Below are 13820 nucleotides of genomic sequence, written 5' to 3'. Positions count from 1 at the left end.
TGGACTGCGTAGCGCCCCTAACCACCTTAACCTCTCACAATTCCTCTAACAAACCTCTCTATTTTATCCAACCCTTGCTCCAGTACATCCTGTCCGTAAGCGTAAGATAAGCGAATGTAACCTTCGCCATAGGAAGAAAAGGCATCTCCCGGCACGACAGCCACTCCTTGCTCTTCCAGCAGCTTCAAGGTGAAGTCCATCGAGCTTAATCCAAAATGGGCGATGGAAGGGAAGAGATAGAAGGCTCCTTCGGGCTTCTCCAGTGGAATTCCCATATCAGTCAGTCTTCCGTGTACATAGTCACGACGTTTGCGGTATTCAGCGCGCATCGGAAGTGCATCATCCACCCCGGCGGTTAGGGCTTCCAGTGCTGCATATTGGCTAATTGAGCTAGCACAGGTCACATTGTACTGATGTACTTTGACCATGTGCTGTGTAATCTCGGCGGGTGCAAGTGTGAAACCAATGCGCCATCCTGTCATGGAATGTGATTTGGACAGTCCGTTAATGACGATGGTGCGCTCCCGCATACCTGGAAGAGTCGCAATAGATACGTGCGATGTATCATAAATCAGTTCGCAGTATATTTCATCTGAAATGATAAACAGGTCGCGTTCCTTGAGCAAATCTGCGACTGCCTCCAGCTCTTCGCGGCTCATTACTCGTCCGGTTGGATTCGAAGGATACCCGAGAATGACTGCTTTCGTCCGCTCAGTCAGATAAGGCTCTAGTACCTCGGACGTTAGCTTGAAGCCGCTGTTGCGGGTGTCAGCCAACACTGGAATGCCACCTGACAAACGGATCAATGGCTCGTACCCTGGGTAGATTGGTACGGGTAGAATGACTTCATCACCGGGTGACAAAATTGTGCGTAAGGTAATATCCAGCGCTTCACTGGCTCCGTTCGTTACGATAACCTCATCCTGTCCACGGTATTTTAGGCCGTATTTACGGGCTACAAACGCCGCTGCGGCTTCTCGTAATTCCGGTAGTCCCGGATTAGGTGTATAAGTGGTCCGGCCTTCATCAATCGCCCGATGGGCAGCTTCCATAATATGCGCAGGCGTAGGGAAATCCGGCTGTCCAATCGTTAAGGAGAGCGTTCCGGGTAATGCGGCAACTTTATTTGCGATTTTGCGGATGCCGCTGATTTGAATATTTTTGACCTGATCGTTAAGCAAATGCTCCATAGCGTGTGTGCCACCTTTTTCTGTATTAGAACAAGTTTACAATAATATGATCTGATTATGCTACGGCAAGAAGAATTCATTTTACATAATTCAGGTACTAAATTGGCTAATTTGTGGTATCTTAAATATAGGATATGTTTGTAAGCGTAATCATAAGGGAAATGGGGAGTGATTAAAGCCAATTGACTTAACGATCACAGAACTACGCGAATGTTAGATTGATTGACTTTATAGGATAGTTAAGTTATCTTTTGTGGAGAAGTAATATGATAAAGTAGAATAAATAATAGAATGAAGAGGTGAGATGTCGTGGGAGTAACAGCTAAACAAATTTTTGTGAATTTACCAGTTAAAAACCTGCAACACTCCATTGATTTTTTCACTACCATCGGATTTGAATTCAATGCTCAGTTCACTGATGAACATGCAACCTGCATGGTTGTTAGTGAGCATATTTTTGTCATGCTGTTGGTTGAAGAACGTTTTAAAGCGTTCACTACAAAGGAAATTTCAGATGCCACGAAAAGCACAGAAGCTATTGTCGCTCTATCGGTGGAGAGCCGAGAAAAGGTGAACGAGATCGTCCGCAAAGCTTTGGAAGCAGGTGGCAAACCCTCCAATGAACCTCAAGATCATGGTTTTATGTATGGATGGAGCTTTCAGGATTTGGATGGTCATCTGTGGGAGTTCTTTTATATGGCAGAGCAGTCATAGAAGTAAGGGTGACGAAGTAAATGAAGTGTGATGGAAAGTAATCTATCCTGAAAAGATAGTTTACTTTCTTTCTTGCATGCTATTGAACCCAACAGGAGGAATTACAATGTCTAACGAAGTGAGAATATACCCTGTTCAAGTGCTCAGTGAAGCATTGTCAGATTCATTAAGCCGACTGTTGATCGACGTGGTTTCTGATGGTGCATCTATAGGGTTCTTACCGCCACTGGGATATCAGGAGGCAGCAGCTTATTGGAACAGTGTGCTTGAAGATGGTGTAGTTCTGTGGATTGCCGAGAAGGACGGAGTATCTGTCGGGACGGTCCAGCTTCAGTTGGCTCAAAAAGCGAACGCTACACATCGTGCGGAAATAGCAAAGCTTATGGTGCATCCGTCCGGACGTAGGCTTGGGATCGCGCGACAGTTAATGAAGGCAGCCGAAGAAGAGGCAGTGCGTCAGAATAGAACCCTACTGGTGCTGGATACGCGGGTGGGAGATCCTTCTAATAGATTATATGAGTCGATCGGGTTTGTGGAAGCTGGTGTTATTCCGAATTATGCTCAATCAGCCGATGGTCAGCTGCACGCCACTCGATATTATTATAAGCCATTAAATCCGTATTCCAGTCATAGCTGAGCATTTGCCGAATAACCGTGGTATTTACGGGTAATCATAACTTGTCATAGGATTACATAACCTTTTTCCGCGTTTATTCGACTGGTAAAGCACGGGAATCGGAACGTATAATGATTAGGGGATCAGAAAAGGTCTTTTTATGACATTTGACTGTACTGAATTGAAGAACGTAGCAAACACAGCGGAGGAATCAAAGAATATGAGGCTGGAGCATGATTTTTTAGGAACCAAGGAAGTGCCGTCAGATGCTTATTACGGTGTACAAACTCTAAGGGCAAAAGAAAATTTTCCAATTACAGGCCAACGATTGCATCCTGAGTTGATCAAAGCCATGGCCATCGTGAAAAAGGGAGCAGCGACGGTAAACATGGAACTGACCCGTTTACATCGTCCCAAAGCAGAGGCCATTATTCAGGCTGCCGACGAGATTATTCAAGGACAGTTGCATGATCATTTTATCGTCGATCCGATACAGGGCGGCGCAGGCACGTCCATTAATATGAATACAAATGAAGTGATTGCGAACCGGGCGCTGGAGCTGATCGGCAAGCAGCGAGGAGACTATCAGGAGATCAGTCCTAATAATCACGTTAACATGGCGCAATCGACGAACGATGCTTTTCCTACGGCCGTACATTTGGCTGTATTAAGTATGATTGATAAGCTGTTAGTCACCATGAGTGAGCTTCAGGAAGCATTTTCCCGCAAGGCGAATGAGTTTGATAGTGTGATTAAAATGGGTAGAACCCACTTACAGGATGCAGTGCCGATCCGATTAGGCCAGGAGTTTCAGGCTTATGAGCGTGTACTGGGCCGTGATATCGGACGCGTCCGTGCGACCAAAGAGCACCTGCTAACGATTAATATGGGTGCCACTGCAGTGGGGACCGGCCTGAACGCAGACCGTCGTTATATTCAGCGTGTCGCAGAGGTACTGGCTGAGGTCAGTGGCTTTCCTGTGGAAGCAGACGAACATCTCGTAGATGCCACACAAAATACGGATGCCTATACCGAAGTGTCTGCTGCCTTGAAGATTTGTATGATGAATATGTCCAAGGTGGCCAATGACATCCGCTTGATGGCTTCTGGACCTCGTGCTGGTCTGGGAGAACTGAGTCTGCCTGCTCGTCAGCCAGGATCATCCATTATGCCGGGCAAGGTAAATCCAGTGATGTGTGAAGTCATTAACCAAATTGCCTTTCAGGTCATTGGTAATGATCATACAATCTGCTTGGCTTCGGAGGCGGGTCAACTGGAGCTGAACGTAATGGAGCCTGTACTTGTCTACAATTTGCTGCAATCACTGGAAATTATGAAGCAGGGTTTCCACGTATTCCGTGTTCATTGTGTGGAAGGAATTGAAGCAAATGTGGAGCGGTGCCGTGAATATGTGGAGAACAGTGTAGGTATTATTACAGCGCTCAATCCGCACCTTGGATATGAGGTCGTATCACGCATTGCCCGCGAAGCAATTACGACTGGCAAATCGGTACGTGAGCTGTGTCTGCTATATAATGTACTAACTGAGGAAGAATTGGACATTATATTGGACCCGTACCAGATGACTCAGCCTGGTATTGCCGGAGAATCTTTGCTGAATCGTGAATAAATATTGCGGAGTTTAGAATGTAGGCAACTTTGAGATAAAATGAAGGCAGCCCCGTCGAATTCGGCGGGGCTGCTTTTGTGTAAAACTGTGTCAGTGTGATAGGTGGTAACGGTAAACCCTACTAATGGAGTATACCGCTTGCATGCCTGCTGTAGAAAAGGGGAAGAGGAATGCTGCTGGAGCAATTATCGGCATATAAGGAATTAGGAATAGGACTTATTGTATTATTATTACTGCTTGTGCTCATCATCAGGGCGATGGTACGTGGTCGTCGGAATCGGATCTTGCGTGATCTGGACCCGCGTAAAATCGGAATTCAGGATATAGATCGTATGGAGGACGGCTCGGAATTTGAGCTTTATTTGCAGCGGCTATTATCTGCACTTGGCTATAAGGACATTTATAAAACAACCAGCAGCCGGGATTTTGGAGCGGATCTGGTATTTACAGACCGTGAAGGCGCCAGAGTCGTAATTCAGGCCAAGCGTTATGCTGTACAACACCCGGTCGGGTTGGGTGCGGTGCAGGAAATTTACACCTCTATGCGTTATTATGCAGCCGACAAGTCTATTGTTATCACCTCCGGTCGTTACACAGAATCTTGTAAAACACTTGCTGCTGTTAACGGAGTTAAATTATTGGATCGCAATGATTTGATGGATATGATTGACCTGTTCAAAGCCAAACGTCGTGAGGAGGTTATGGAACGAATAGAAAGTAAAACTGACGTGGTTGCTTCCAAATGGTCTAGCAAGAGCAAATCATAAAAGGGACTGAACTACTAGCCGACGAGATCGATGCCTGGTAGTCAGTCCCTTATATTTTTAACATGATCTATCTTTATATACCGTTATCATCAGATGCCTGTCCAGACATCCTTGGCATAGCGTTTTTCCTGTTGGAGATGATCTAGCCATTGCTGCGCTTCTTCTTTACTTGTATGGTGTACATCCGCATAGGCCGCACAAAGCGTGTCTTCAACATCGGGGGCCATCCGGCTACCATCACCGCATACATACAGATGTGCTCCTTCATCAAGCAAGTGAATCAGAGTGTCCGCATCTTCATTCATGACATGCTGTACATACCTTTTGGGTTGACCAGGCAGACGTGAAAAGGCTGTATGAACCGTAACGATTCCTTCCTGCTCCCAGGCCTGCAGCTCTTGCTTGTATAGATAATCGAGCTTTGGATCACGGCAGCCATAGTATAAATGAGCCTCGCCAAGCTGTTCTCCTCTCTCCTTAAGCACATGGCGTGTTTGGAGAAATCCGCGGAATGGGGCAACACCAGTACCCGGACCGACCATGATGATAGGCACGGACGGGTCTTCCGGCAAACGGAAGCCAGACTGAGGCTTTCGCACAAAAATGACAACCGGATCATCTGGTTGGAGCTGTGCCAAATAATTGGAGGCGATACCGAGATATTCGCCCTTTCCGCTACGGGCTGGTCCACGGACAACGCTCACGGTTATACTCGCTGAATTCTCCGATTCAAGCGGAGAACTGGAGATGGAGTAGTATCTAGGCTTGAGTGGCGGTAACAGCGAGATGAAGTTTTCAAATGGCAGCTCGCAGGCTGGATACTTCTCCAGAATATCCAGCATCGTGACGCGCTTCTTTCGTATCTCTTGATCGAAAGTAGTATCCTCGAGCAAAGCTTCGATTTCTTTCTTGTGCGGTGGACACACTGTAAAGGAAGCCAGTTGCCGTAGCTGGGCTCTGGTTGCCGATTCTTGCAGTTCCACACTGAGAGTGAGCAAATCTCCTACGCTGACAGGCCGATCTAAGGGGAGATGCGCCGCATCCCGGTCACTGCCTTTTAATACGATGTAGTCCTGATCCTGTAACTTAAAGCGTTGCATCACCCTATTAACCAGCGAAGCAGGATTACGCGGCAAAACACCCAGATGATCACCCTCGCGATAGGACAATCCGGTTGGTAATTGGATCTCCAGATGCCGTGTACTGCGTTCACTTTCAGCAGCGTGCAGTTCACGATTCGCGGTAACAACGGCAGTAGCTGCCTCATAGTTGGCCGCCAAAGGAGCACTAAGTACGTCGCTTACAAACTCTATGCTCAGACTGCTGGTGTCCTGTGGTTCTGTATCACTGTGCTCTATCCCGAAAGCATTCAGCAATTCCGGCCATAAGCCGTGGTTCCAGACTTCCCAATCCTTCTCGAAGTCACCACTGGCGTCGCCCTCACCCCGATCATACAGTCGCTTTGCCCCTTTGGCAGCCATTAGCTCATCGACCATCCTTGGAATGCGCTGATACGTGCTGGCCCAATTCCGGTCACCGCAACCAAAGACAGCGTACCTTATGCCTGCCAGTTGTCCCTCGTCTACCTGCTCCAACCATTCTACGAAGGCATCAGCATTATCTGGGGGATGCCCGTTATAAGATGCGGTCGTAATAAGTACCACGCCTTCTTTAGGCAAATGGTCCACACGATCATTCAGAGTTGCTATGCTACTGTTGAAACCCCAATTCCGACCTAAATCGGCTAGTTCACCTGCAAGTCCCTCAGCTGTACCCAGATTCGAGCCGTACAAAGACAACAAAGAAGTATCATGCTTTTCGGCATGGGGGGCTGCAACTTTTGGTTCCTTCTTTTCATGAAGTTCTTGAGCGGCACCTGGCAGCATGACGGCAGTCTGTGTGCTGCGCGGACGTACTTGAATGGTGAAGCCTTCCGGCTTGAGCGTGAGCGTTTCTTTGACTTTCAACTCATAATGAGTATGATCAATCAGCTCAAAATGTTTCAGTACCATACCCAGCACAAGGGTGGCCTCCTGTAAGGCAAACTGTTGTCCAATACAGGCCCGTTGACCGTTGCCAAACGGTTTGTAGGCATCTTGCGGAATGGCGGATGGGTCCTCAAAGCGTTCGGGTCTAAATTCCTCAACATCTTCACCCCAAGCCTCGGTATCACGGTGCAGTTTCGGGATGAGTACATTGACACTGTCGCCTTTTTTAAGCGGATAGGTTCCGTCGAGCAGCGTATCTTCTTTGGCGAAGAGAGAGAAGGCAGGTGCTGTCGGCCATAGCCGCAGGGCTTCATTCAGTATCATCCTTATGTACTTGAGCTCACGCACCTGAGTATAGGAAGGCAGCGAATCGGTGAGCACGCGATCTACTTCTTCATAGGCTTTGGTTAGCGTCTGTGGATTTTTAAGCAAATAGTAAATGGCAAAGGATAAAAGCCCACTGGTCGTTTCATGACCGGCAATGAGAAAGGTGATGATCTGATAGCGGATATTTTCATCATCCAGCGTTTCACCTGTTTCCGGGTCCTTGCCTTCCAGCATACGTGCCAGTAAATCCTCTTCACCTTGGTTGCCCTGGGTTTTGCGTTCTTGAATAATGCTGTCCACTAGAGAGAACATCGTTTCGATGTCGTGTTTAAACTGTTTTTTCTTCGATAACATCAGCTTGTTTTGCAGATTGAGGCGTTGCAACTGCCCCATTGCTTCATCCAGTGCGCGTGTCATACTGGTTACAAACGGATGGGGCTGGTCGCGGTAAAAGCTGTTAAAACGATAATTAAAGCCGCATAATCCGATGGTATCCAAAGTCAGCCGGGTCATATCTTCCGGTACCTCTACACTTTCATCTGGATTGAGCCGGGACCATTTCTGTACCAGCTGTACAGCAAGATCAAGCATCATATTGTGGTAACCCTTCATGGCCCGCTGACTGAAGCTTGGCAACAATATTTGGTGGGCCTTGCGCCAGTTCGGTTCCTCAGTCCAGCTTGTGAATAGTCCGTCTCCGGCAAAAGCTCGTACTTTTTGTAAGGGAGCCCATACCTGTTTGTCGAAACGAGTTTCATCACAAGCATCTGCCACCAGCTTATGACCGGAAATATAAATATTCGTTCCTTCAGGCAGATCCATGCGAAATATGGGACCGTACTCATTGGCAAGCTTAACCAGAGACTGGACAGGGGCATGGGTATCGATCAAGGGCAGATTTCCTAAGGGACCATATGTTTTAGGTTGCGGAATTGAATTTGTCGAAGTCATTCTAAATGTAGCTCCTTTCAGTTTCAACATAGAGTGAGGGTTCAAGGGTTTCCTACGTTTACCATAAAAATTACACTTTATTCTTTCTAGATAAACGAAATAAATAATTTTAGACAGTTCGTACAATAAAAGCAGTATGAAAAGAGACGCTTATTACATGTAGAAAAAGATAAACCCATTGTAAATTTCCATTTACAATAAATTTACAGAAAACTTTATGAACAAATTCACCTCTATAACCGATATAAAGATGTTGGGGATTTGCATTTTATGTTGAGGTGATATGTCATGAAGAAAAGAGCTCTATTATTAACTTTTAGGTGGATTCCCATTGTCACGATCTTTGCATTATTGCTAAGTGCATGTGGGCAATCAGACGTACAAACCAAGGCCCAACCCATTAAGGTGGGAATCGTGCTGTCAGATATTGGTCTGGGCGATCAATCTTACAGCGACGCGGCTTTTCGAGGTTTGGTCAAGGCACGGGATGAGGGGAAGATTGTTTTTGAATACCGGGAAATAACTGAGACCAAGACGTATGAGGCTGCTTTTAATCAGCTTGTTCAAGAAAAAGCTGATTTAATCATTGGGTTGGGTTACATGGTGAAGGACAGTTTGGAGGCTGTTGCCAAAAAGAATCCGGACCGTAAGTTTTTAATCGTGGATGAAACATCGGAATTGCCGAATGTGGCTTCCATTACCTTCAAAGCAGAAGAGGGCAGTTTTATGGCCGGGGTTGTTGCTGGTTTGACGAGTCGTACGGAACAGGTGGGTTTTCTTGGAGGTGCGGAATCTCCTCTGTTGAAAAAGTTTGAAATTGGGTATCGCGCAGGGGTGCAATCAGTCAAGCCTAATGCCAAAGTTATAGCAACGTATGCAGGAGATTTTGGCAAGCCGGAGCTGGGTACGAAAATTGCAGATGACATGATCAACCAGAATCAGATTGATGTCATTTTTGCAGCAGCAGGGCTAACGGGTGTAGGTGCGCTACAGGAAGCACAGAAGCAGCATAAATTCGCCATCGGGGTCGATAGCGACCAGTTTTTTATTGCGGAGAAAGCGGTAGTGACCTCAATGATTAAAAACGTAGACAGTGCAATTTATACAGTAGTCAAAGGCTTTGCAGACCATCAAAGAAAATTTACGGAGAAGGATATGGTGTTTGGACTTGCGGAAGAAGGTATAGGTTTGGCGCCTATTCGTGTCGTGACACTGAATCCGGATCAGCAAAAGGTGATGGATGATTTAATGGAAAAAATCAAATCTGGCACACTTACTGTACCCGCCCAATAAATTTTCGCAAACGGAGGATGAATGCTGATGAAACTGCAAGGTAAACTGGTGCTTAACGCGATGATTTCCCTGATCGCTTGCCTGGCTTTAGTAGCTTATATCATTTTTGAATTGTTACGCATTAACGCTCAAAGCAGTAATCTTGTTCCAGCTATGTTGAATGTACAGCAGCTTAATGCCTATTTGATTCAGTCGGGGCAAGCGCTGCAAAATTATTCTACTTCCATGACGGAGAGCAACAAAGCCGATGTGCAAAATCAGCTAACTCAGTCTGAAAAGACGATTACTTTGCTTTCGCAGGGCATGATGCAGACCGAAGCACAACAAAAGCGACTGAATACGATTAAAACAAAATTCAGCCAATTGAAAGTAGCAACGGAAAAAGCGATGAGTGCTCAGAACAGCCCAGAATCCAAACGAGAGGCCATGCGTGCCCAGGGAATTCAGAACGATGTATTTATGCTGGATCTGCTGACCAAGGCGCGTTACGACCAATACACAGAAGACTTGACCAAAAGTATTCGTTTTACTTGGCAATTAGCCTTGGCAGGTGCAGTTCTACTTCTGGTGGCGGTTGGGCTATATAATACATATACCTCCAGGCAGCTTGCCCTTAGAACCCGCAAGTTAACGGATGCAGCGAAGCAAATTGCCGTGGGAAATTTAACTGTTCAACTTCCTCAAACAAAGGGCCGAGATGAACTAGACGAGCTCAATGAATCTTTCCGCGTTATGATCGGGAACTTGCGCAGCATTGTACTCTCCATTGATCAGGCGGGTAATCGTGTCGATCTGATGGCTCGGGATATTGATCAGCATAATGAGGCCATGAAGGAAATTGTGACACAAGTCAGCACATCAACCGAGGAACTTGCAATAGGCAGTCAGAAAATTGCTGAGGACCTGTCATCGACGGTTGGCGTGGTGGATGATATGCAGCAGAAGTTTGAATCTAATTTGCTGGAGACTACGCAATCAACCACGTATAGTGAGGATGCATTGCGTGTCATTGAGCAGGGTGCGCGTGTTATGAGTGATCAAATGCGCATCGTTGCAGAGAATCGTTCAGCAATGTCCGAAGTGGAGCAAACCGTCAGAGAGCTGGAGTCTAATGCAGCCGAGATCACAACTATGACTGGTTATGTATCTGAAATTGCCAGCCAGACGTCGCTCTTATCCTTGAATGCTTCGATTGAGGCTGCGCGTGCGGGTGAAGCGGGAAAAGGCTTTGCTGTGGTTGCCAATGAAGTGAAAAAGCTGGCGAGTCAATCTGAATCTGCTGTAAAGAAAATTTATACCGCTGTTGAGGGGATCACGCAGGCTATGGATAAGGTAAAGGCTTCTGTGAAGCAAAGTCAGGAGCTGTTCCGCGAGCAGGAGAAGGCAACATCCTCCACCGGAGAATCGTTTAGAGAAATTAGTGGCAAAGTGCAGCAAATTGCCGGCCAAGTCAGCAAGTTATCCATAGACATGAATGTATCACGAGAACTGAGTGTACAGGTGCAGCAAGCTATTGAGAATATTAGCGCAATCACTCAGCAGTCCGCCGCAGGCAGTGAAGAGATTACGGCTTCCACGGTGGAGCAGAAGCGTTCCTTCGAGGAATCGGCTGAGAAGGTAAAGGAGCTTCGCCAGATTCGTGAGGAGATGCAGCGGGAACTGAATCGTTTTCAGGTGGAAAAGACGAGCTAACACTGTAATGCGAATATCTATGCTGTTGAACAATGAATGCAAGCAGCATGTAAGAAGAAGTTCTACCTTGTACAGGGAGACTTCTTCTTTTTTATTATTAATGATGTGACTTCTATTAAGTTTGATTTTGTAAAGGCAGGAAATTCCACTTCATGCGTCAAATAGATGTAAAGGTAATATGTCATCTAATATTGAGTAAGAGGAAGATGGACAACGTAGTCCGGAAGGATGAAGTTACAGGAATGTTGCGACTTAAGCTTCGATTGATACTGAAAAATAAGCAGACAAGACTGATCCTGCTGCTTACGCTGTGCGTGTCGCTCGTGATCAGCGTGATCGGCTTGCTATCGTATTCAAGATACCGTGAAGGTTTGGATACCGAGCTGAACACACCTAATATAGAATTGTTGCAAATCAATCTGGATGTGACCAATCGGGCTTTCCGTGAGTCGGATAACAAGGCGCTGGATGCCGCTTATCATCCGGATGTAGAGTCTTTTATACGTATTCATACGGATGGAAAATCGGTATCCAACAAAGCCTCCATTATAGATCGACTTCAGAAATATTTGAAAACCCTTTCTTCGAGCGAAGAAATTTATTCGGTTGAAGTCATTTCCTTGGACAATCATACTCTCATCTCCAGCAATTATGGTTATTTGCCCGATTGGAATCAGGCACCGGATACAACGTGGATTCCCTGGATTCATGATATTCAAAAAAAGCCGCTACTGATTAAGCGAAGATGGTATGGCACTGATCAACAGCATGGCACGATAGAACTGCTTTCGCTGGCTAGGCCTATAGTAGAGAAGGGACAGGTCGTGGGTGCAGTGTTAATCAATCTGGATTACGACCGTTTTTTCTCCAAACTGTATATTCATTTATCTAACTCGCAATACGTCTATGATCTCGAAGGCGAGCTGATCTATCCCAAGCTGAGATCGTCCTTACCCTTAAATGATATGGGCAGGGTTTTGAAAGAGCTGGATGTGAATCCTTATGCTTATGTAGAAATTGGAGATATGGAATATATGGCGAACCAGACCTTCTCCGATGTCACAGGCTGGCGTCTAGTCTCCCTCGTACCGATGGACAAGCTACTGAAAAATGTGAAGCTGGCGCGCAATATGATGCTGTGGCTGGCTTTGATCTCTATTCTGGCTGGGTGCTCAGCGGTTTACTATTACAGTTATGTCGCTTTTCGCCCCATGAAAAAAATTAATAATCTCTTGAATTCAGGCAACAAGGGAACGCGTCAGGGAGGATTGTATGATCTGGAACCTGTGATTAGCAAGTTGGTTGGAGAATTTCACCACAAATCATTAGTGGTAGAGCGAAGTTTGCCGGAGCTACGTTCCAAATATATAGAAGATGTTATCCAGCGTAGAATGGGTGTACAGGAAATGCGTACGAAATGGGAACAGTATTTTTCCGATTGGGAACGTAATTCTTTGGTTGTTATGATCGTGTCGATTGATCGGTATTCTACGTGGAGCACAAGCTTTCCGGAAGAGGACAAAATGCTGCTTAAATATGCGCTGAACAATATTTTGCTGGAGATGCTTGAGCCTCATTGGAAAGCAGTTAGTGCGCCGGAGGAAGAGAGTGGTTTAGTTGTACTGCTGCAGTTCAGGGAAAGCACACATGAAGTTGAAGCGGAGGGAGCTGCTAAAGAGAGAGCATGGCTTCGCAAAAACGTTGACAGGCTAATTCAGGTTGTTGGGGAATATCTTCCTATGACGATTTCGGTAGGGATTGGGCATAGGGTCACAGATATTCAACAGGCACGGGCGTCTTTTATAAAAGGAAAAGAGGCGCTTAATTTACGTTTGTATGAGGGATATGGACGCTCACATATGAATATGAACAGCATTACAAATGTGAAACGGAATTGCATAGTGGATATGCAGTCACAGGATCAGGCTCAGGATGCAAGATTACTGGACCATCGGCGTGTAGATCTGATTCGTGCGGTGGAGTCGCAGGAACCTGGTGCAAGTGCAAAGCTAGTCAGCCAGTGGGTAGAAGAACTTCGACTCTCCAGGACATCTCCAAACCAGGTCTACCTATTTATTCATGAACTACTGGAAGATCTGCTGAAATGGTGTACCACTCAAAGCGTAATACCGCCAGATCAGCTCGCTGATTATCATTGGAATCAGATTCTGACGCTAGACCTTCAAGACATTGAGCTTTTGTTGACTATTATGTTGACTGATATTGAAGAAAAGTGGCATGGACGCCAACAATCCATAGGTTTTGTACGTGTACAAGAGATGATCGACTATATGGAAAATTATCTGCATTTGAACATCGGTCTTCAGGAAATTGCGGATCATGTTCACATGAGCGTGTCCTCGGTGAGCAGTATGTTCAAGGAGGAAACGGGGACCACCGTATACGATTATTTGACTGGATTACGTATAAAAAAAGCATGCGTATTGCTGTGTGAAACGCATTTGAAAATTGGTGAAATTGCAGAACAGGTCGGGTACCGAAATGAGAATAGCTTTATACGTGTATTCCGCAAGTATAAACAAGTGACACCAGGGAAATTCAGACAAATCAACAAATCTTCTAATGAATATGCAGATCGATCAAAAGATCGGCGCTTTGGTGAAATAGAAGATAAATACGAGGATTAGGCGA

General features: G+C 45.9%; 9 protein-coding genes. 7 read left to right on the top strand and 2 right to left on the bottom strand.

Annotated features, from left to right (window positions below; genetic code table 11):
- Positions 1–26: 26 nt before the first annotated feature.
- Positions 27–1190, bottom strand: a complete 1164-nt coding sequence (locus tag ACN6NF_RS16960) for an aminotransferase A (protein ID WP_474318716.1) — start codon at positions 1188–1190, stop codon at positions 27–29.
- A 309-nt stretch (positions 1191–1499) separates the two neighbouring features.
- Here ACN6NF_RS16960 and ACN6NF_RS16955 point away from each other — a divergent pair, with 309 nt between their 5' ends.
- From ACN6NF_RS16955 to ACN6NF_RS16940, 4 genes are all read left to right on the top strand, one after another.
- Positions 1500–1904, top strand: a complete 405-nt coding sequence (locus ACN6NF_RS16955) for a VOC family protein (RefSeq protein WP_474318715.1) — start codon at positions 1500–1502, stop codon at positions 1902–1904.
- 106 nt (positions 1905–2010) lie between these two features.
- The gene (locus ACN6NF_RS16950; protein WP_474318714.1) at positions 2011–2541 is read left to right on the top strand and encodes an N-acetyltransferase family protein; all 531 of its coding nucleotides are present in this window, start codon (positions 2011–2013) and stop codon (positions 2539–2541) included.
- A gap of 199 nt (positions 2542–2740) precedes the next feature.
- Entirely contained in the window at positions 2741–4150 is a 1410-nt protein-coding gene (gene aspA / locus ACN6NF_RS16945; RefSeq protein ID WP_474318713.1) for an aspartate ammonia-lyase, read from the top strand.
- Between the two features lie 170 nt (positions 4151–4320).
- The gene (locus ACN6NF_RS16940) at positions 4321–4917 is read left to right on the top strand and encodes a restriction endonuclease (protein ID WP_474318711.1); all 597 of its coding nucleotides are present in this window, start codon (positions 4321–4323) and stop codon (positions 4915–4917) included.
- Positions 4918–5006: 89 nt separating this feature from the next.
- Here ACN6NF_RS16940 and ACN6NF_RS16935 read toward each other — a convergent pair whose 3' ends face one another.
- A complete protein-coding gene (locus tag ACN6NF_RS16935) occupies positions 5007–8183 on the bottom strand; it encodes a bifunctional cytochrome P450/NADPH--P450 reductase (RefSeq protein WP_474318710.1) in 3177 nt (1058 codons plus the stop codon).
- 288 nt (positions 8184–8471) lie between these two features.
- Here ACN6NF_RS16935 and ACN6NF_RS16930 point away from each other — a divergent pair, with 288 nt between their 5' ends.
- The 3 genes from ACN6NF_RS16930 to ACN6NF_RS16920 all read left to right on the top strand — a co-directional run bounded on the left by ACN6NF_RS16930 (position 8472) and on the right by ACN6NF_RS16920 (position 13816).
- Positions 8472–9476, top strand: a complete 1005-nt coding sequence (locus tag ACN6NF_RS16930; RefSeq protein ID WP_474318709.1) for a BMP family lipoprotein — start codon at positions 8472–8474, stop codon at positions 9474–9476.
- Positions 9477–9503: 27 nt separating this feature from the next.
- Positions 9504–11168: a methyl-accepting chemotaxis protein gene (locus ACN6NF_RS16925; RefSeq protein WP_474318708.1), complete on the top strand. Its 1665-nt coding sequence runs from the start codon at positions 9504–9506 to the stop codon at positions 11166–11168.
- A 206-nt stretch (positions 11169–11374) separates the two neighbouring features.
- The gene (locus tag ACN6NF_RS16920) at positions 11375–13816 is read left to right on the top strand and encodes a helix-turn-helix domain-containing protein (protein WP_474318707.1); all 2442 of its coding nucleotides are present in this window, start codon (positions 11375–11377) and stop codon (positions 13814–13816) included.
- The last annotated feature ends 4 nt before the right edge of the window (positions 13817–13820 follow it).

The organism is Paenibacillus sp. TSM33, assembly GCF_056099025.1.
The sequence above is the reverse complement of the archived record's forward strand: the minus strand, read 5'-3'. Positions and strand labels throughout refer to the sequence as shown.